The sequence below is a fragment of the Bradyrhizobium sp. USDA 4510 genome (assembly GCF_054059095.1).
The window spans coordinates 4,291,237-4,308,987 of the sequence record NZ_JBSSBT010000001.1 but is presented as its reverse complement, the minus strand read 5'-3'; the positions used below and the strand labels follow the sequence as shown (position 1 = coordinate 4,308,987).

The 17,751-nt window shown below is 65.3% G+C and carries 18 protein-coding genes; 12 read left to right on the top strand and 6 right to left on the bottom strand.

The features are described from left to right. Positions 1 to 104: 104 nt before the first annotated feature. Positions 105 to 455 carry a hypothetical protein gene (locus ACVMDN_RS19845; RefSeq protein WP_168858090.1) on the bottom strand — a complete coding sequence of 117 codons (351 nt, stop codon included), beginning with the start codon at positions 453 to 455 and terminating at the stop codon, positions 105 to 107. A 92-nt stretch (positions 456 to 547) separates the two neighbouring features. Beyond that, positions 548 to 775 (bottom strand): hypothetical protein, encoded by a 228-nt coding sequence (locus ACVMDN_RS19840; RefSeq protein ID WP_076831245.1) that lies wholly within the window; start codon positions 773 to 775, stop codon positions 548 to 550. Positions 776 to 874: 99 nt separating this feature from the next. On the opposite strand from ACVMDN_RS19840, the gene ACVMDN_RS19835 reads away from it, so the two are divergent. From ACVMDN_RS19835 to ACVMDN_RS19820, 4 genes are all read left to right on the top strand, one after another. Continuing rightward, positions 875 to 1,369 (top strand): ArsI/CadI family heavy metal resistance metalloenzyme, encoded by a 495-nt coding sequence (locus ACVMDN_RS19835; RefSeq protein WP_057017045.1) that lies wholly within the window; start codon positions 875 to 877, stop codon positions 1,367 to 1,369. Positions 1,370 to 1,493: 124 nt separating this feature from the next. Continuing rightward, on the top strand, positions 1,494 to 4,196 hold the full coding sequence (locus ACVMDN_RS19830; protein WP_076831243.1) for a bifunctional diguanylate cyclase/phosphodiesterase: 2,703 nt from the start codon (positions 1,494 to 1,496) through the stop codon (positions 4,194 to 4,196). An 81-nt stretch (positions 4,197 to 4,277) separates the two neighbouring features. Then, positions 4,278 to 4,727: a PPC domain-containing DNA-binding protein gene (locus ACVMDN_RS19825; protein WP_057017046.1), complete on the top strand. Its 450-nt coding sequence runs from the start codon at positions 4,278 to 4,280 to the stop codon at positions 4,725 to 4,727. A gap of 100 nt (positions 4,728 to 4,827) precedes the next feature. Further along, positions 4,828 to 5,124, top strand: a complete 297-nt coding sequence (locus ACVMDN_RS19820) for a septal ring lytic transglycosylase RlpA family protein (protein ID WP_016840471.1) — start codon at positions 4,828 to 4,830, stop codon at positions 5,122 to 5,124. A 19-nt stretch (positions 5,125 to 5,143) separates the two neighbouring features. Here the strand turns inward: ACVMDN_RS19820 and ACVMDN_RS19815 are convergent, their stop codons facing one another. Further along, complete coding sequence (locus tag ACVMDN_RS19815; RefSeq protein ID WP_076831241.1) at positions 5,144 to 7,612, bottom strand: PAS domain-containing hybrid sensor histidine kinase/response regulator; 2,469 nt, start codon at positions 7,610 to 7,612, stop codon at positions 5,144 to 5,146. Positions 7,613 to 7,786: 174 nt separating this feature from the next. After that, the gene (locus ACVMDN_RS19810) at positions 7,787 to 8,566 is read right to left on the bottom strand and encodes a thermonuclease family protein (protein ID WP_076831238.1); all 780 of its coding nucleotides are present in this window, start codon (positions 8,564 to 8,566) and stop codon (positions 7,787 to 7,789) included. 341 nt (positions 8,567 to 8,907) lie between these two features. Between ACVMDN_RS19810 and ACVMDN_RS19805 the strand changes: the two genes are divergently transcribed. From ACVMDN_RS19805 to ACVMDN_RS19790, 4 genes are all read left to right on the top strand, one after another. Further along, positions 8,908 to 9,114, top strand: a complete 207-nt coding sequence (locus ACVMDN_RS19805) for a hypothetical protein (protein WP_016840474.1) — start codon at positions 8,908 to 8,910, stop codon at positions 9,112 to 9,114. Positions 9,115 to 9,311: 197 nt separating this feature from the next. Next, a complete protein-coding gene (locus ACVMDN_RS19800; protein WP_076831235.1) occupies positions 9,312 to 11,327 on the top strand; it encodes an acetyl-CoA carboxylase biotin carboxylase subunit in 2,016 nt (671 codons plus the stop codon). Positions 11,328 to 11,433: 106 nt separating this feature from the next. Further along, the gene (locus ACVMDN_RS19795) at positions 11,434 to 12,300 is read left to right on the top strand and encodes an isocitrate lyase/PEP mutase family protein (protein WP_253623764.1); all 867 of its coding nucleotides are present in this window, start codon (positions 11,434 to 11,436) and stop codon (positions 12,298 to 12,300) included. Beyond that, a complete protein-coding gene (locus ACVMDN_RS19790) occupies positions 12,297 to 12,596 on the top strand; it encodes an acylphosphatase (RefSeq protein ID WP_456835039.1) in 300 nt (99 codons plus the stop codon). The genes ACVMDN_RS19795 and ACVMDN_RS19790 overlap by 4 nt, the downstream gene beginning before the upstream one ends. Positions 12,597 to 12,605: 9 nt before the next feature. Here ACVMDN_RS19790 and ACVMDN_RS19785 read toward each other — a convergent pair whose 3' ends face one another. Continuing rightward, positions 12,606 to 13,418 (bottom strand): class I SAM-dependent methyltransferase, encoded by an 813-nt coding sequence (locus ACVMDN_RS19785; protein WP_076831230.1) that lies wholly within the window; start codon positions 13,416 to 13,418, stop codon positions 12,606 to 12,608. Positions 13,419 to 13,648: 230 nt separating this feature from the next. On the opposite strand from ACVMDN_RS19785, the gene ACVMDN_RS19780 reads away from it, so the two are divergent. From ACVMDN_RS19780 to ACVMDN_RS19765, 4 genes are all read left to right on the top strand, one after another. Continuing rightward, positions 13,649 to 14,206, top strand: a complete 558-nt coding sequence (locus ACVMDN_RS19780) for a GbsR/MarR family transcriptional regulator (protein ID WP_057020860.1) — start codon at positions 13,649 to 13,651, stop codon at positions 14,204 to 14,206. Between the two features lie 26 nt (positions 14,207 to 14,232). Continuing rightward, positions 14,233 to 14,898 carry a DUF4166 domain-containing protein gene (locus ACVMDN_RS19775; protein WP_076831227.1) on the top strand — a complete coding sequence of 222 codons (666 nt, stop codon included), beginning with the start codon at positions 14,233 to 14,235 and terminating at the stop codon, positions 14,896 to 14,898. After that, positions 14,895 to 16,331: a TIGR01777 family oxidoreductase gene (locus ACVMDN_RS19770; protein ID WP_076831225.1), complete on the top strand. Its 1,437-nt coding sequence runs from the start codon at positions 14,895 to 14,897 to the stop codon at positions 16,329 to 16,331. The genes ACVMDN_RS19775 and ACVMDN_RS19770 overlap by 4 nt, the downstream gene beginning before the upstream one ends. Positions 16,332 to 16,404: 73 nt before the next feature. Beyond that, positions 16,405 to 16,767: a hypothetical protein gene (locus tag ACVMDN_RS19765; RefSeq protein ID WP_143271108.1), complete on the top strand. Its 363-nt coding sequence runs from the start codon at positions 16,405 to 16,407 to the stop codon at positions 16,765 to 16,767. A gap of 18 nt (positions 16,768 to 16,785) precedes the next feature. Here the strand turns inward: ACVMDN_RS19765 and ACVMDN_RS19760 are convergent, their stop codons facing one another. Beyond that, positions 16,786 to 17,643 carry a LysR family transcriptional regulator gene (locus ACVMDN_RS19760; RefSeq protein ID WP_057020856.1) on the bottom strand — a complete coding sequence of 286 codons (858 nt, stop codon included), beginning with the start codon at positions 17,641 to 17,643 and terminating at the stop codon, positions 16,786 to 16,788. Between the last annotated feature and the right edge of the window lie 108 nt (positions 17,644 to 17,751).

Here is a 17,751-nt window from a genome sequence, read left to right as displayed (position 1 = left end):
TCCGCAGCGCAGGCCGATGGCCCTGCGCTGTCGCGACATCGATCTGTGCGGAAGGGTGCGCGCTGCCGAATGGCAGCAGCGCACGGCCGGTCACGTCGACCGGATCAGGCGCGGGGTGGCTTGAAGGGCGAGCGGCGATCGGCCGAAGCCGGCAGCCCGATGTTGGTGTCGCCGTAGCTGTGCGGCGCATAGGCGATCGGGAACGCGGCCTCCTGCGGAGCCACGGAGGCGACGTGCGTCAGGCAATGGTCGCTGTGAGGCGAGGCGGGATGCGCCGGAGCCTTGCCGCCGGCGTCGTTGATCGACTGCGCGATCGAGAAGCCGGGAGCCGCGTCGGCATCGCCGTCGGAGGTCCAGCCGTGGAAGAACGACAGCACCAGCGCAAGCGAAATCAGTCCCGCAAGCAGGCTGCGCCAGCGGCGCGATCCCGTTGCGTGAGGAGAAGACTGAATCATGGTGCGCGAAGCGTCCATGGGGCCTACTTAGCGCCGTGCCCGCGCGCATTCAAGTTCCGGTCCGCGACAGATTGGCCGCGGATACTATAACGTTACGCGCGGTCTGCGGTTCGGCGCAGCAGCCATCGGCGCGCCGCGACGACCGCCCAGATCGCTTCGACGAGGCCGAACGGCCAGGCGCCCTGCAGGAAACCGTAGGCCGAGCCGAGCGCGCAGGAGACAGCGAAGGCCAGGATGAACCAGGGGCTGCGATCTTCGGCCGCATAGCAGACGAGCATCATGGTCACGGCGAATAACCCGAACAGCGTCAGCGCATCCATTCCGCAGCAGAACTCCTGTTGTAACACTGTTGATATCTGAGCATGCTTGGGATGGAATATCCATCCAGCGTCGCCGCCCTAACCTAAAGGGACTGCACCATGAAGCGCATGCATGTTCACGTCGCCGTCAAGGACATCCCGCAATCGGTCGGCTTCTACTCGGCGCTGTTCGGGGCCGAGCCGACGGTCGTGAAATCAGACTATGCCAAATGGATGCTCGACGATCCCCGCGTCAACTTCGCGATCTCGAGCCGACGCCGCGAACCGGGCCTCGATCATCTTGGCATTCAGGTCGAGAGCGCTGAAGAGCTCGGCGAGGTGTACGGACGGCTGCGCAAGGCCGGCGGCGAGGTCATCGAGCAGGGCCAAACGGTGTGCTGTTATGCCAAGTCCGAGAAGTCGTGGATCGACGATCCCGCGGGGATCGCCTGGGAGACGTTCCACACGACCGGTGAGAGCATCGTCTATGGCGACGGCACCGGCGAGCGGACCGCGCGTGTCGCGCACGAGAAGCAGGAAGACAAACAGAGCGCGTGTTGCGCCCCACAGCCCAAGGCCGCGCCGCCCGAGGCTTCGGCTTGCGGCAGCTCGTGAGTATGGAGCGGCCGAGTGGCCGGCTCTGCGCGAGTCCACGTTGGCCTTAACCGTCCGATAACTGATTTTCCTAACCACCCCTTGGGTTGTGTTCCCGTACAAGGGCATCCACAGGGGCAGGAAAATGTCGGTTGTCTCAACGAGCAGCGTGCCGGAATACCGGCGGCTGTCGATCAAGGGTGTGTTGCGCGCCAGCAGGATGGGCGCGATCCAGTGGCTCGTCTTGAGCGCCGCGCTGCTGGTGCTCGCCATCACGCTTGGCACCGGCTATCTCGCGCTGCAGTTTCGCGAGCGCGCGCTGGAGATGTCCGAGCGCGAGCTCAACAACACTGCGCTGCTGCTGTCGCGGCATTTCGATCAGCAGCTTACAGATCTCCAGCATGTCCACGACGACATCGTGAATTACCTGCGGGCCGAGCAGGTCGAGACCGCCGATCAGTTCGAAAGGAACATGTCACTCCTGAGCGCGCACGAGATGCTGCGCACGCGGCTGGCGGCGCTGCCGCATGTCGGCGGGCTCAATCTGTTCAACGCCAAGGGATGGCTGATCAACTCATCCGAGATGTGGCCGGTGCCCGACATCAGCGTTGCGGACCGGCGCTATTTCCAGGAGTTCACTTCGGGACGGCCAACGTCTCCTGTCATCGTCGAGCCCGCAATGAGCAAGGTGACCGGCAACTGGACCACGATCTTTGCGCGCAAGATCACCGGGCGCAACGGCGAGATCATCGGCTTCGCGAGCCGCGGCGTCGAGCCAAGCCATTTCGAGGATTTCGTCGCCTCGCTGGCGCTGAGCGGCGACACCGTGATTTCGATGATCCACCGCGACGGCACCATCATCGCACGCTATCCGCAGGATGCCGGCGTGATCGGTCGCAACATCATCAATCTGCCGGTGTTTCAGAAGGTCATCAGCTTTGGCGGCAACACCTCGGGACGGTTCGTTGGCGCTTCAGGCGAGGAGAACGTCGGTGCGGTCAGATCGCTGTCGCATTTTCCAATCCTGATCCTCGCTACCACGAAAACATCGAGCGCGCTGGAGGACTGGCGCACTCAGACCAAACTGCAATTTTGCGCAGCCGTGTTGGCGGTACTGATCATCAGCTTCGCGGTCTTCCTGATCGTCCGCCAGCTGCAGCGGCAGCACGATGCGGCAAGCCGCAGGCTGTCCGAGAAGAGCCAGCACCTCGACACCGCCATCAACACCATGACGCAGGGGCTGCTGCTGTTCGACGCCTCGGCGCGGCTCGTGATCTGCAACCAGCAATATATCGACATGTTCGGCCTCTCGCCTGATGTCGCGAGGCCGGGCTGCCATCTGCGCGAGCTGATCCTGCATCGCCAGGCGATCGGCTCGTTTGTCGGCGACGTCGACGAGTACTGCGCCCGCTTCACCAACCCGAGGGGCGATGAGGTTCGGGACTCCGTGATCACGACGCCGGACGGTCGCAGCATCCGCCTGATCTACAAGCGTGCGCCCGACGGCGGCTGGGCCACCACGCTCGAAGACGTCACCGATGGGCGGCGTGCGCAAGCGCGGATCGAGTATCTCGCGCATTACGACGCGCTGACCAATCTGCCGAACCGGACGCTGTTCCAGCGCCACGCGGAGGGGCTGCTGCTCGAGGCCGCCACGCGCGAGTTCGCCATCCATTACATCGATATCGACGAGTTCAAGCGGATCAACGACACGCTAGGCCATCTGATCGGCGATGAGTTTCTCCGGCGCGTCGCCGAGAAGTTGCGCCAGTCGGTCGGGTCGAACGACTTCATCGCGCGGCTCGGCGGCGACGAGTTCGCGATCGTCCAGCACGACATCACCTCGGACGACGACGTCGGCGACCTGGTCGCACGCATCTATCAGTCGCTGCGCACGCCGTTCGACTGCCTCGGCCACCATTTGTCGAGCGACGCCAGCATCGGCATTGCGATCGCCCCGCGCCACGGCTCCGATCTGTTCCGCCTGCTCAAATGTGCCGACCTTGCGATGTACGCCGCCAAGGCGGCGGGCCGCAGGACCCATCGCTTCTTCGATCCGGCGATGGAGGCGCAGGCCAATCTGCGCCGCGCGCTGGAGGCCGATTTGCGTATCGCGCTGGCCGAGGGCGGCTTCGAGCTGCACTACCAGCCGCTGGTCGACCTGCGCAGCGACGAGGTGACCGGCTGCGAGGCGTTGCTGCGCTGGCGGCATCCCGTGCGCGGCATGATCTCGCCGGCGGAGTTCATACCGGTTGCCGAAGAGACCGGGCTGATCGAAGAGATCGGGCAGTGGGTGCTGCGCACCGCCTGCACCGAGGCGGCAGCCTGGCCGGCGCATGTGCGCGTCGCGGTCAACGTCTCGCCGATCCAGTTCAAGTCGGAGACGCTGGCGCTGAAGGTTGCGAATGCACTTGCCGAGAGCGGGCTCGATCCGCGCCGGCTCGAGCTCGAGATCACCGAGGCGGTGCTGATCGCCGACGACGATGCGGCGCTGGTCACGCTCGGCCAGCTCCGCGCGCTCGGTGTCCACATCGCGCTCGACGATTTCGGCACCGGATACTCGTCGCTGCAATATCTGCAACGCTTCCCGTTCGACAAGATCAAGATCGACCGCAGCTTCGTCAAGGAAGTGACCCGCAACAGTGGCTCGGCCTCGATCATCCGCGCCGTGGTTTCGATCGCAGCCGACCGCAACATGATCACCACTGCCGAGGGCGTCGAGACCGATCAGCAGCGCGACACCGTGCAGATGCTCGGCTGCACGCAGATGCAGGGCTACCTGTTCAGCAGGCCGGTTCCTGCGCGGGACCTGCGGACGCTGCTCGCGGCCGATTGCGTCGCCGCCTGAGCGCCTGTCGATCCGGTCCGTCAGGAACAATCGTCGCCGTCTCCGATTGAGAGTGGAAGCTCTTGAGAGGCGAGGCGGTCCATGAAAAGCAAGCTCGTGTCCGATGCGCCCAGCGCGCAGGTTCACGTCGTCGTGCTCGATAGCGGCGAGGAAGCGTTCGGCGCGCTGACGAAGTTTGCCAATGATGCCAAGGTGACGGCGGCATCGCTCACCGCGATCGGCGCGTTCGAGCGGGCAACCGTCGGCTGGTTCGATTTCGCATCCAAGAGCTATCGGAAGATCGAGATCAACGAGCAATGCGAGGTGCTGTGCGCGATCGGCGATATCGCGACCGGCGACGACGGCAAGGCCAGCCTGCATATTCACATCGTGCTCGGACTGTCGGATGGATCGACGCGCGGCGGCCATCTGCTTGCCGGCATCGTTCGGCCGACACTGGAGGTTGTGGTCACCGAAGCCCCTGCCAGGCTTCGCCGGCGGAAGCGGCCCGAGCTCGGCATTGCCCTGATCGATCCAGCCGCGACCGCCTGACGCTTTCCTCCGAAAAGTTCCTAAAAATCGACCTGCCCGAGGCGCGGAACCGAACCCGTGGAACCGCGTTCCCTTGCGGGGCTCGACCGGCAGGCGATCAATGAAAACCGCAGCAACGTCCGCGGCCATGCTGCTGTTTGCCTCGTGCATGGCAAACGCAGAGAGTGGCCTTGCGTCCTATTATCGTGGCATCGGCAGGAGTGGCGAGATGACCTGCGCGCATCGCAAGCGGCCATTCGGCAGCATGATCACCGTCTCGTATCTGGGAAAATCGATCCGGTGCCGCGTCAACGACCGGGGCCCGTTCGTTCGTGGACGGATCATCGATGTGTCGACCACGGCGGCCCGCGCGCTCGGCATCCTTCAGCTCGGCGTCGCCCATGTCGTGATCCAGTAGAGCGCGGCCGGCGGCAGGATCAGGGCCTGGAAGCAGTCGCCCGCTGTTCGGCGATCGCCTTGCGGAGCGTCCGTGACAGCGCCTCGACCGAATAGGGTTTCTGGATCAGCTCGAAGCCGCTGTGCGCGTTCTCGGCGAGCACGTTGCTGTAGCCGCTGGTCAGCACCACCGGCAGTCCAGGAAAGCGATCGCGGATGATTCCGGCGAGCTCGACGCCGTTCATGCCCGGCATGATCACGTCGGAGAACACCAAGTCGGCGGCGAACTCGTTCTCCGAGAGGATCGAGAGCGCGGCATTGGCATTGGCCGCGCGCTTGACCGAATAGCCGAGATCCTCGAGCAGCTCGGTGGAGAACTGGCCGACATCGTCGTTGTCCTCCACCACGAGGACGCGATAGCCGCGGCCGATCGAAGCCTGCTCGGTGCCCGCGCTGGCGGCGACCTTGGCGTCCGCCGGGCGCATCGCGTGCGGCAGATAGATGGTGAAGGTCGCACCGTGCCCGGGCGTAGAGGTGACCTCGATGTCTCCATCGGATTGCTTGACGAAGCCGAAGGCCTGGCTCAATCCGAGACCCGTTCCCTTGCCGACCTCCTTGGTCGTGAAGAATGGCTCGAAGATCGCGTCAAGATTTTCCGGCGAGATGCCGGTGCCGGTGTCCTGGATCGAGACCGTGACGAAATCGCCGCTGCGCGAGGCCTGGGCGCGCAGGGCAGGGATATTCTTGACCTTCCGGACGCCGATCGTCAGCTGGCCTTCGCCGCTCATGGCATCGCGGGCGTTGACCGCGAGATTGAGTAGCGCGGTCTCGAACTGGCCGATGTCGGCGATCGCAAAGCAGTCGGGATCCTCGATCCTGACCTCGATGTGGATCCGCGCGCCGACCAGCGGGCGGATCAGCTGCGTCACGCTGTCGACCTGCGTGCCGACATTGAACACTTCCGGATTGAGCGGTTGCCTGCGCGCAAATGCCAATAGCTGGGCGGTGAGCTTGGAGGCCCGCTCCACGGTCTCGGAGATCGCATCGATATAGCGGCGGCGCCGGTCATCCGGCAGATCGCGGCGGCGCAGGAAGTCGGTCGCGGAGCGGATGATGGTGAGCAGGTTGTTGAAATCGTGCGCGACGCCGCCGGTGAGTTGGCCGACGGCTTCCATCTTCTGCGATTGCCGCAGGGCTTCCTCGCCGCGGCGCCGTTCGGTGATATCGACGGCCTCCGGAACGGCGCCGACGATGGTGCCGTGCTGGTCCTGCAGCGGCCGCATCGCGAAATCGAAATAGCGCTCGCCGATCGGCAGGCGCAGCTGCATCTCGATCTTGACTTCCTCGCCGCGCATCACGGTCGCGAAGGCATTCTGGATCACGCGCGGCATGCCCTCGGTCGCGGCGAACCACGGCGTGTCCCAGAACGGCTTGCCGACGACGTCGGCGGCATCGGTACAGATGCCGGCCAGCGCCGTCTGGTTGGTGTAGAGCAAGCCGCCATCGCGGTTGAGCAGCATCTGGTATTGATGGCTGGTTTCCAGGATCGCGCGCGTCTGCGCTTCACGGGATTCGAGCTGCGCGGTGCGCTCCAGGATGCGCCGCTCAAGCGACTCGTTGAGCTTGCGCAGCTCGATCTCGGCTTCCTTGGCCGCCGTGATGTCGTGGGCGACGCCGATGAAGCCGATGTGCTTGCCGTTCGGGTCCCAGCGCGGCTGCGATTCCGAGCGCAGCCAGCGCCAATCGCCTGCGGCGTTCCGATAGCGGGCCTCGAGCACGAATGGCTTCAGCGAGAGCTCGCCGGTGATCTGCTCCTGCAGGATTTGCGGCAGGTCATCCGGATGCAGCGCCTTGCGCCAGTCGAACACGATCGCTTCCTCGAACGGCAGTCCAAGGAAGTCGAGATAGGCCTGGTTGGCAAAGGAGCGGGTGCGGTCGAGCTTGGTCACCCAGATCGGCACCGGCGCGCTGTCGGCGATCAGGCGGAAGCGCTCTTCGCTCTCGCGCAGGGTCTCCTGTGCCAGCATCTGATCGGTGACGTCGAGATCGGCGCCGACCAGCCGCAGCGCACGGCCGCTGCGGTCGCGCTCGATCTTGGCGACGACGCGGATCCAGCGGCTCTCGCCGTCGTTCGGGCGGATGATGCGGTATTCGGCCGTGTAGTCTTCGCCGCCGGCCTTGAGCACGCCGAACAGGTGCCGGATCGTGCGCTCGCGATCCTCGGGGTGGATGCGCGCGACCCAGTTCTCATAGGTCTCGTTGATCTCTTCGGGCGGCAGCCCATGCACCAGGAGATATTCGGGAGAGCGGCGGTTGCGCACGCCGTCGCGGAAATCGATCTCGAGTCCGCCGACCCGCGCGATGCGCTGGATCCGCGCCAGCTCCGCTTCGCGCTCCTGGAGCTCGCGATGGGCGCGATCGCGTTCGCGCGCGATCTCCTCAAGATGCTGCCGCAGCCGTTCGGCTGCCGCAGCTTCGGGAAGCACATCAGCGGGATCGGATGGGGTCATACGCGCCGGCAACCTCTCGGTGCAGTCTCACACAGGACGCGGCGGCTTTGCCAGCTTGATTTACGGCAATCGTTAGGCTGAGTCATTCCGGGGCGATGCGAAGCGTCGAACCCGGAATCTCGAGATTCCGGGTTCGCTTCGCGCCCCGGAATGACGATGCAATCCACGAGCTCTTCATTTGCTCTTGGGCGGCCGGCAATTATAGGCCCGGCGGAACCCGGCGGCCTGTGCATCTTCCTCGGAGCAGAACCAGCGATCCGGATTGCCGAGGCCCGGGTAACTGCGGCACGCCTGCAGGTGGTAGATGCCGACATTGCCAGTGACGCGGGCCCGCACGGCGTACTTGCCCTTGATGTTGCAGCTGGCCGGCATCGGCAGGTCGTCGGGGAAGAGCACATTGCGGATCTGCGTGTCACGGTCGGCGGGGCAGGCGTTGCCGAGCAGGGCGCCATCCTTCCTGGCCGTACGAAAATCGCGCGGCGCCACGAAGCAGCCCTTCCAGAGCCCGGCGCGATTGTCCTTGGCGGTGGCTTCATCCGGCTTGAATCGGCCAGTGGCCGACCCCTCGACATTGAGAGCATAGCCCTTCTGGACCAGCACCTGGCTGAGGCTGGTCGGGTCGCCCTCGATCTTGCAGACGCCGAGGCGGCGCTTCTTGAAGGTCGGATCGACGCCGATATCGTCGCAATGAATTGGCTTGCCGCCGATCAGCCTGGTCAGCTGGTCGCGCGCCTCGATCCCGCAAGTCCAGGCGTCGGCGTGCTCGTCGATGCAGAGCTGATCGACCGCCGGCGCGTCGATGCCGTCGAGCCGATAGGTCGTGTTGCCGAGCTGAACGGTGCCGGCGTCCTTGATGACCGCCGTGGCCGTGGGGCCTGCGGTTGCAGTCGGGCTGGTGGTTGCAGACAGGAAGGCCAGGAGAAGCGTCGTGGCGACCGGATTTCGAAACCGCATTTTCTCAACTTCAGATCTTTGGCGGGCAGCCGAACTTCTAGCACAAGCCGGTACGATCCAACCAAGGACTGTTCGCGAGCGGGGCGTGCGAACCGTCACATCCCGATCGGCATTCCGTGGCGCAGAACGGCCGGACATTGCCATTGAAGGGATGCGCATGGGCGAGTTTCGTTATCAACGTCCTCCGCCGAAATCATCACCGGCATTTGGAGCCTGCAATGCCTCGCGCGCTGGCGGCGGAAGAGAAAGACGGCCCAGGAGGCCGCGCCCGATCAAAGATCCAATTGACTTGATGAGAACAAAATAGGAACATGATGCGCCACCTGAATCCCGGATACCCCATGATGTCTGCACGGCCCGAATCTGACGACGATGACGGGCTGGAAGCCGCTGTCGATCAGGCCATTTCCGCCTGCGGCGGGAATTTGCGCGCCACCATCCGGGCGCTGATCGTGGCCAATGAATTCCTGGAGAACGAGGTCAGCGAGCTGATGAAGGCCGTCGCGAAGGCTCATTCGCGTGGCCGCTTCAAGACCTATTCGGGCTGAAATACCGATCGGGCTACCGCCGAGGACTGACCAGGGACTGGCCGGGCAGTGGGCAGGGTCTGCATTAGACCGTTGCCTCCGGGGCAATTTGCTGTACCAACGGAGTGGTTACGCCCAATCGCCCGTGCCAGATTGCGCGGGGAGGAATCCTGCCAAATGGACAATTCGAAGTCCGAAAAAGCCCAAGCAAGAAGAGCATGTTCAAACGAATCCTGATCGCCAACCGCGGCGAGATCGCCTGCCGGGTCATCAAGACTGCGCGCCGTATGGGGATTGAGACGGTCGCCGTCTATTCCGAGGCCGACCGCGACGCGCTGCATGTCGAGATGGCCGATGAGGCCGTGCTGATCGGACCGCCCGCCGCGGCCGAGAGCTATCTTTTGATCGACAAGATCGTCGAGGCCTGCCGCAAGACCGGCGCGCAGGCGGTGCATCCCGGTTACGGCTTCCTGTCCGAGCGCGAGGCGTTTCCGCGCGCGCTGGAAGCCGCCGGCATCGTCTTCATCGGTCCGAACCCCGGCGCCATCGCCGCGATGGGCGACAAGATCGAATCCAAGAAGGCCGCGGCGAAGGCGAAGGTTTCGACCGTGCCGGGTCATCTCGGGGTCATCGAGGACGACAAGCACGCCGTCCAGATCGCCGACGAGATCGGCTACCCCGTGATGATCAAGGCCTCCGCCGGCGGCGGCGGCAAGGGCATGCGCATCGCGCATTCGAAGGCGGAGGTCGCCGAAGGCTTCAACCTCGCCAAGGCCGAGGCGAAGTCGTCGTTCGGCGACGACCGTGTCTTCATCGAGAAATTCATCGTCGATCCCCGGCACATCGAGATCCAGGTGCTCGGCGACAAGCATGGCAATGTGATCTATCTCGGCGAGCGCGAGTGCTCGATCCAGCGCCGCAACCAGAAGGTCATCGAGGAGGCGCCGTCGCCGCTGCTCGACGAGACCACCCGCCGCAAGATGGGCGAGCAGGCCGTCGCGCTGGCGAAGGCCGTGAACTACGATTCGGCCGGCACCGTGGAATTCGTCGCCGGCCAGGACAAGAGCTTCTACTTCCTGGAGATGAACACCCGCCTGCAGGTCGAGCATCCCGTCACCGAATTGATCACCGGCATCGATCTCGTCGAGCAGATGATCCGCGTCGCCGCCGGCGAGAAGCTCGCGATCGCGCAGAAGGACGTGACGCTGACCGGCTGGGCGGTGGAATCCCGCGTCTATGCCGAGGATCCGTTCCGCAACTTCCTGCCGTCGATCGGGCGCCTGGTGAAATACCGTCCGCCGGCCGAGGCCAGCCATGACGGCATCACGATCCGCAACGACACCGGCGTGCAGGAAGGCGGCGAGATTTCGATCCATTACGATCCGATGATCGCCAAGCTCGTCACCCACGCCCCGTCGCGCGCCGCGGCGATCGAGGCGCAGGCGACCGCGCTCGACGCCTTCTATGTCGACGGCATCCGGCACAACATTCCGTTCCTGTCGGCCTTGATGAACCATCCGCGCTGGCGCGAGGGCCGGCTGTCGACCGGCTTCATTGCGGAAGAGTTCCCCAAGGGATTTTCGGCGCACGCACCCGAGGGCGAGTTCGCGCGGCGGCTGGCTGCGGTCGGCGCCGCCATCGACCACGTGCTGGGCGAGCGCAAGCGGCAGATCTCCGGCCAGATGGGCGGCCGCGTGGTGCTGCGCGAGCGCCGCCGCGCGGTGTGGCTCGACCGCGCCGAGATCGCGCTCGATGTCGCCCGCGAGGGTGACGCCATCGCGGTGCGCTTCATTGCCGCCGACGGGCTCCCTGGCAATCCGCACAATCTGGTGTCGGGCTGGGTGCCGGGCGATCCGGTTTGGCAGGGCACCATCGACGGCAACTTCGTCGCCGTGCAGGTGCGGGCGATCAACAACGGCTTCCGCCTCGCGCATCAGGGTTTTGAGATCCCGGTCTATGTTTTCACCGAGACCGAGGCGACCTCGGCGCGGTTGATGCCGGTGGTCTCGGCCGCCGACACCGGCAAGAAGTTGCTGTGCCCGATGCCTGGTCTCGTGGTGTCGATCGCGGTGACCGAGGGGCAGGAGATCAAGGCCGGCGAGACCCTGGCGGTGGTCGAAGCCATGAAGATGCAGAACGTGCTGCGCGCCGAGCGTGACGGCACGGTCAAGAAGATCCACGCCGCCGCCGGCGCCACGCTCTCGGTCGACGCGCTGATCCTGGAGTTCGCTTAGCACCGTCATTGCGAGCGCCAGCGAAGCAATCCATCTAGCCTCATATGATGAGAGATGGATTGCTTCGTCGCTTTGCTCCTCGCAATGACGTGGATGGAGACACATCATGGCCTTCCGCAAACGCCGCGAAGCCCTGCGATCGATACTCACCGGATCGATCTGCATCCGCCCGGGCTCGGTCTATGACGCGACCTCGATCCGGATTGCGGAGGATCTCGGCTTCGAGCTCGGCATGTTCGGCGGCTCGGTGGCGTCGCTCGCCGTGCTCGGCGATCCCGATATTGCGCTGATCACGCTGACCGAATTCGCCGAGCAGATACGCCGCATGTCGCGTGCGTCGACGCTGCCGGTGCTGGTCGATGCCGACCACGGTTACGGCAACGCGCTCAATGTCCGCCGCACGGTTCAGGAGGTGGAGGCCGCCGGCGCGGCCGGCCTCACCATCGAGGACACGCTGCTGCCGCAGGTGTTCGGCCAGGCCAAGACCCAGCTGATCTCGCTGGAGGAAGGCGTCGGCAAGATGAAGGCGGCGCTTGACGGCCGCAGCGATCCGTCGCTCGTCATCCTGGGCCGGACCGGTGCCGTTTCGATCACCGGTCTCGACGATGCGATCGCACGCGCCAGGGCCTATGAGGCGGTCGGCGTCGATGGCTTGTTCTTCACCGGCATCAAATCGCGTGGCGAGTTGGAGGCGCTCTCGGCCGCGACGACGCTGCCGATCGTGCTCGGCGGCGCGCCGGAGGAGATGACCGCGCTCGACTATCTGGCAAGCCGGCGCGTCAGGATCGCGCTGCAAGGCCACGCGCCATTCGCGGCCGCAACCCAGGCCGTCTACGAGACGCTGAAGGCGCTGCGCGAAGGCACCTCGCCGAAGAACCTCAAGGGTATCGCCTCGTCCGAACTGACCGGCCGCGTCATGCGCGAGGCGGAGACCAAGGCGCGCAGCGGCGAGTTCCTCGGTCTGAAGAAATGAGCGGCGTGATCCGCCACGTCACCATCAGCGGCCGCGTCCAGGGTGTCGGCTATCGCGGCTGGGTCGACGAGCAGGCAAACGCACGCGGCCTCGAAGGCTGGGTCCGCAACCGCCGCGACGGCAGCGTCGAGGCGGTATTCGCCGGTCCCGACGACGTCGTCACTGAAATGATCACGGCATGTGGCCGCGGTCCGTTCTCGGCGCGCGTCGCTGCCGTGCACGCCGGATCTGGCAATTCCGATCTTTTGAACCAGCGCCGGGCAGGGGAGCGGTTCTCGGTCCTGCCCACGATCTGAAGCGCGTCGTTACGCGGCCGCTGAGATCACCAGCGCCTGAATCCGGCCTTCGATCGCGCCGCTGCCGAAGCGGCGCGCAACGGCCGATGCGGCGTGCTCGGTCGCCGCATCAAGGCCGATACCGCCGCGCGCCTCGATCTCGCCGCGCAACGGTGATCCCTGGCAAAAGCCGATCGCAGGATCATGAGGCGCATTGGCCCGGCTTTGCAGCCGAACGTCGTCGATTTCGATCTTGCCGAAGCCCGCGACTGCAAGATCGGCCCGGATCGGGTCGGCCGCGCAGTGGCCATAAGGCGTGCGCGCCAGGAAGCGCGGCGGATCGGCCGGAAAGACCTCCGCCAATGCCCGGGTCACCACGTCAGCAAACTCGTTGTCTTCGATGCGACCCCACATGCTGAACAGGAAACGGCCGCCCGGCTTCAGCACGCGGCGCGCCTCCGAATAACCCTTGGGCTTGTCGGGGAAGAACATCGCGCCGAATTGGCAGGCGACGACGTCGAAGCTCGCATTGTCGAACGGCAGGTTCAGTGCATCGGCCTGCCGCCAGGTGATTGCGGTCCCGCTCGGCATCTGTGACTTCGCTCGTTCGAGCATCGGCTCATTCAGGTCGGTCGCCACGATCCTGGTGTCGCTGCCGAGCGCGGACGACAGCGCGCGGGTGACGGCGCCGGTGCCGGCTGCCGTCTCAAGCAGGTCGCGCGGGCCAAGAGCCTTGGCGCGTTGCGCCAGATCGCGTGCGTAGGGTTCGAAAATCATCGGCACGAGGAGCCGGTCGTAAAGCTCTGGAATGGATCCAACGAACTCCTTGTCGGACGCTGGCATGCGCAATCTCCCTTGCGGCCGCGACGCCGGGCAACCCGGCGCACGGCCCATCATCCACGCGGATCAGCTTGGACAAAGAGCTCGGGGGCCACAAAGGAAAACTCCTCACCTCCGATGCACGGCATTCGCCGAGGCGCCGGATAGGTCAGGAGACCTGCCATGTCTCGTGCGCCGTCGTGGACAGCACGGCCAGCCTTGACTTCTGCTCCGAACCGTCTGATATTTCTGTCATGACAGAAATAACCGCCAAGAAAAAACTTCCCGCCGTCGTCGAGCGCTTCATCCTGCATTGGGGCGACATGGGCGACGAATGGGGCGTCAACCGTTCGGTCAGCCAGATCCACGGGTTGCTCTACCTTGCCGAAGCGCCGATGACGGCGGAAGACATCGCCGACACCCTCGGCATGGCGCGCTCCAACGTTTCCAACTCGATCAAGGAGCTGTTGTCCTGGGGATTGATCCGGCGGGTGCCGATCCTTGGCGACCGCCGCGACCACTTCGAGGCCGAGACCGACATCTGGGAGGTCGCGGCCAGGATCGCGGCGGGGCGCAAGGAGCGCGAGATCGATCCCGCGCTTGTAGCGCTGCGCGCCTGCGTCTCCGACGCGGCCGACGATCCCGCGATCAGCCCGCTCGCCAGCAAGCGGCTGAAGGAGATGCTGACATTCACCGAGCTGGTCGACCGTTGGTACACGCAGATGCTGAACGTGCCGCGGCCGCGCCTGGTCGCGTTGATCAAGCTCGGCGAGAAGATCGTGAGTTTCCTGCCCACGGGCAGGGCCAAATAAAGGCGGCGGCGTAACGGGAGCGTGCGATGGCGTCAGCAAGGATATCCGCCTTAAAGACAGCGCCGGCTTCCGATATAAAGCTGCTCGACGACCACCGCTTCCGCGCATTGCTGTCGGACGAGGATTGGGGCCGCCTGCCGGTTGCGATCTGGCGGCGTTTCTCGAAACGGTTCGAGGACGGCAACACCGTCGTCTATGTCGGCGAGGTCGAGGAAGCCGCGTGCAGCCGCATCGGCTGGTGGCTGGCGCAGGCCGCGCGGCTGATCGGCGGACCGTTCCCGACCGGCACCGAAACGCGCGTGCCGATGATCGTCACCGTCACCGAGGACGCGGCAAGCGGCGGCCAGGTCTGGACCCGCATCTGCGCGCGCCGCGACGGCTTCCCGCAGGTGATTCATTCCGCCAAGCGCTTTGCCGGTTCGACCGGGCTCGAGGAATATGTCGGCTTCGGCGTCAGCATGGCGCTGCGGATCGCGGTCGAGCACGAGGCGCTGGTGTTTCGCAGCGTCGGCTATTCGCTGCAACTCGGCCCGTTTCGCCTGCCGCTGCCCGAATGGCTCACGCCGGGCGATCTCACCGTGACCCATTCCGATCTCGGCTGCGGTGACTTCCGCTTCACGCTGGAGATCATCCACCCGCGTTTCGGCAGGCTGATCCGTCAGTCCGCTGTGTTCAGGGAGGCCACGCCATGACGCCGCTGCTTTGGACACTTGTCGCCATCCAGATTGCGATGGGCGCATTCGATACGTTCTATCACCACGAATTCACCGAGCGGCTGGCCTGGCGTCCCTCGCAGCGCCACGAGCTGCAGCTGCACAGCGTGCGCAACATGCTCTATGCGCTGCTGTTCCTCGTGCTCGGCTGGCTGCAAGTGCACGGCATCCTTGCGATCGCGATCATGGCCGTCCTCGTCGTCGAGGTCGTCATCACCTTGATGGATTTCGTCGAGGAGGATCTGAGCCGAAAGCTGCCGCCGAGCGAGCGGATCAATCACACGCTGCTGGCGATCAATTACGGCGCCATCCTCGTGCTGCTGGTGCCGGTCCTGATCGGCTGGGCGATGCTGCCGACCGCCGTCGCGCCGGCCTATGCGGGTCCGTTAAGTCTGTTCGCGACGGCTGCGGCCTTCGGCGTCGCGCTGTTCGGCGCGCGCGACTTTGCCGCGACGAGGCGCCTCGGACGGTTGGCCAGCGTGCCGGCCGCGACGCTGGTCGAGAAATTGCCGGCGCGGCAGACCGTGCTGGTCACCGGCGCTACCGGCTTCATCGGCAGCCGCCTGGTCGCGAGCCTCACCGCATCCGGCCATCAGGTGATTGCGTTGATCCGAAATCCGGCAAAGGCCGACATGCTGCCGCCGCCGGTGACGCTGGTCACGAGCCTCGACCAATTGCCCGCCGACTACGGGATCGACGCCATCGTCAATCTCGCGGGCGAGCCCATCGGCAACGGCCTCTGGACCGAGGCCAAGCGCCGCAAGATCATCGCCTCACGTATCGACATGACGTCTGACGTGATCAAGCTGATCGCGCGCCTCGAACGCAAGCCGTCGGTACTCGTGAGCGGCTCCGCGATCGGCTGGTACGGGCTCTGGCAGGACCAGGTGCTGACGGAGTCGGCGAAATCCCACGCCTGCTTCAGTCACGAATTGTGCGAGGCCTGGGAGAATGCGGCGAAGCCGGCCGCGGATCACGGCGTGCGCGTGGCATATTTGCGCATCGGTCTCGTGGTCGGCATCGATGGCGGCTTCATCACGCGGATGCTGACGCCGTTCGAGTTCGGCCTCGGCGGCCCGCTCGGCTCGGGCAAGCAGTGGATGTCGTGGATCGAACGCGACGACCTCGTGCGCCTGATCGCGCATGTGATTGCGAGACCTGAACTGTCCGGTCCTGTCAACGCGACCGCGCCGATCCCGGTGACCAACATGAAATTCACCGAGGAGCTCGGACGCCGTCTGCACCGGCCGGCGATCTTCCGCGTGCCGGCGGCGCTGCTCCGCGCCGTTGGCGGCGATTTCGCCGACGAGCTCTTGCTCGGCGGCCAGCGCGTGCTGCCGAACAAGGCGCTGAGCAACGGCTTTGTGTTCCGACACGAAACCTTGCGCAGCGCGTTCGATGCGATCCTGTGAGGAGGCCTCGATGTGCAGCACCTGTTCCCGTGCATTCGGAGGTTGGCTTGCGGGCTGTGGCGCGGCGACTGCGGTGATTTCCGCCGTCGGTCAGACCATTGTGATGATGACGTCGCACGGCGATGTCGCGCGGCTGCTCTACGGCATCGTCGTGATGCTGCTTCCGTCGGCCGCGATCTTCGTCATCACTTGTCTGCTCACAGCAATTCCCACGGCGATCGTCGTCTGGTTCACCGAGGAGTTCCATATCCGAGCCGCGGGATTTTTCGCCTGCGCAGGCGCGGCGATCGGTGCGTTGAGCATCACTGTCCTTCTACGATCCCCGGCTGTCTGGACATCCGGACTGGTTTGCCTGTTCGTCGTGGCCGGGTTTGTCGCCGGCCTGACCTACTGGTTCGTCATGTGCGAACTGGCGGCAGGCGAAGACTCGATGTGAACCGCTACGGTGTTCAACCTATGCCGCAGACGCCACGCTCCGAAACGTCGCGGCCAGCGTCCTGAGTGCCGCGAGCTTGGCGGGATCGCTGACTTTCGAATGCAGCATCACCTTCGACGTGCCGAGCCGCGGCAGCTTGTGGGCAGGGCCGATATCGACCAGGCCCGGCGGCGCGATGCGGCGGACGAGGGGCGCGACGGCAAGCCCTGCAAGCGCGGCCGCCACCACCGCGGTGACGCCGCCGCCGACGAAGCTTTCGGTCCAGGCGATGCCGGCCTTGTCAAGCGCGCGCACGGCGAGGGCGCGCACGCCGCAGGGCGGCGCCAGGGTCGCGAGCGGCAGCGCATCGCCGCGCGGCCAGACGAAGCGTTTGGCGGCGAACCAGCCGAATTCGTCCTCGGTCAGCTTCTCGCCGCCGCGCCGGCTGCCTTCCTGGCGCACGATCACGGCGTCGAGCTCGCCGCCATCATAAGCGTCGAGCATTTCGCGCGAGAAGCCGATGGTCACGGAGAGGGCAAGCTGGGAGGCCATCGCGTGCAGCCGCTCCAGCAGCGGCACCAGCTCCGGGCCCGCGGCGTGATCGCTGATCCCGAGCGTGAGTTGCTGCCGCGCTGGTTTCTCGCCGGCCAGCGCGCGATCATGCACCTCGATCAGCGCGCGGGCGTGCTGCAGGAAGGCCGCGCCGTCGGCGGTCAGCCGCACCGCGCGCGGCGAGCGCTCGACCAGCCGCTTGCCCAGCACCGTTTCGAGCCGCTGCAACTTCATGCTGATCGCCGCCTGCGTGGTGCCAAGCGCCTCGGCGGCGCGGGTGAAGCCTTGCAACTCGGCGACGAGGAGGAAGGCCTGCACGGTGTCGATATCGAGCGTGGCGGTCATGATCAAGGATTGTTATCATTGCTATCAATCTAGATAAGATACCAAGATGATGCGCGAAGGTCTAGCTAGAGGAGGCGCAATTGACCCGCGCCAACCGGATTCAAGGAG

Bases quoted from the DNA above. Each gene is read 5' to 3' on its own strand.
- ACVMDN_RS19805 (WP_016840474.1), top strand. From the start codon at position 8,908: ATGATGTCTGCACGGCCCGAATCTGACGACGATGACGGGCTGGAAGCC.
- ACVMDN_RS19815 (WP_076831241.1), bottom strand. From the start codon at position 7,612: ATGACCCCATCCGATCCCGCTGATGTGCTTCCCGAAGCTGCGGCAGCC.
- ACVMDN_RS19810 (WP_076831238.1), bottom strand. From the start codon at position 8,566: ATGCGGTTTCGAAATCCGGTCGCCACGACGCTTCTCCTGGCCTTCCTG.
- ACVMDN_RS19760 (WP_057020856.1), bottom strand. From the start codon at position 17,643: ATGACCGCCACGCTCGATATCGACACCGTGCAGGCCTTCCTCCTCGTC.
- ACVMDN_RS19845 (WP_168858090.1), bottom strand. From the start codon at position 455: ATGATTCAGTCTTCTCCTCACGCAACGGGATCGCGCCGCTGGCGCAGC.
- ACVMDN_RS19820 (WP_016840471.1), top strand. From the start codon at position 4,828: ATGAAAACCGCAGCAACGTCCGCGGCCATGCTGCTGTTTGCCTCGTGC.
- ACVMDN_RS19840 (WP_076831245.1), bottom strand. From the start codon at position 775: ATGGATGCGCTGACGCTGTTCGGGTTATTCGCCGTGACCATGATGCTC.
- ACVMDN_RS19825 (WP_057017046.1), top strand. From the start codon at position 4,278: ATGAAAAGCAAGCTCGTGTCCGATGCGCCCAGCGCGCAGGTTCACGTC.
- ACVMDN_RS19800 (WP_076831235.1), top strand. From the start codon at position 9,312: ATGTTCAAACGAATCCTGATCGCCAACCGCGGCGAGATCGCCTGCCGG.
- ACVMDN_RS19795 (WP_253623764.1), top strand. From the start codon at position 11,434: ATGGCCTTCCGCAAACGCCGCGAAGCCCTGCGATCGATACTCACCGGA.
- ACVMDN_RS19785 (WP_076831230.1), bottom strand. From the start codon at position 13,418: ATGCCAGCGTCCGACAAGGAGTTCGTTGGATCCATTCCAGAGCTTTAC.
- ACVMDN_RS19770 (WP_076831225.1), top strand. From the start codon at position 14,895: ATGACGCCGCTGCTTTGGACACTTGTCGCCATCCAGATTGCGATGGGC.
- ACVMDN_RS19780 (WP_057020860.1), top strand. From the start codon at position 13,649: ATGACAGAAATAACCGCCAAGAAAAAACTTCCCGCCGTCGTCGAGCGC.
- ACVMDN_RS19775 (WP_076831227.1), top strand. From the start codon at position 14,233: ATGGCGTCAGCAAGGATATCCGCCTTAAAGACAGCGCCGGCTTCCGAT.
- ACVMDN_RS19830 (WP_076831243.1), top strand. From the start codon at position 1,494: ATGTCGGTTGTCTCAACGAGCAGCGTGCCGGAATACCGGCGGCTGTCG.
- ACVMDN_RS19790 (WP_456835039.1), top strand. From the start codon at position 12,297: ATGAGCGGCGTGATCCGCCACGTCACCATCAGCGGCCGCGTCCAGGGT.
- ACVMDN_RS19835 (WP_057017045.1), top strand. From the start codon at position 875: ATGAAGCGCATGCATGTTCACGTCGCCGTCAAGGACATCCCGCAATCG.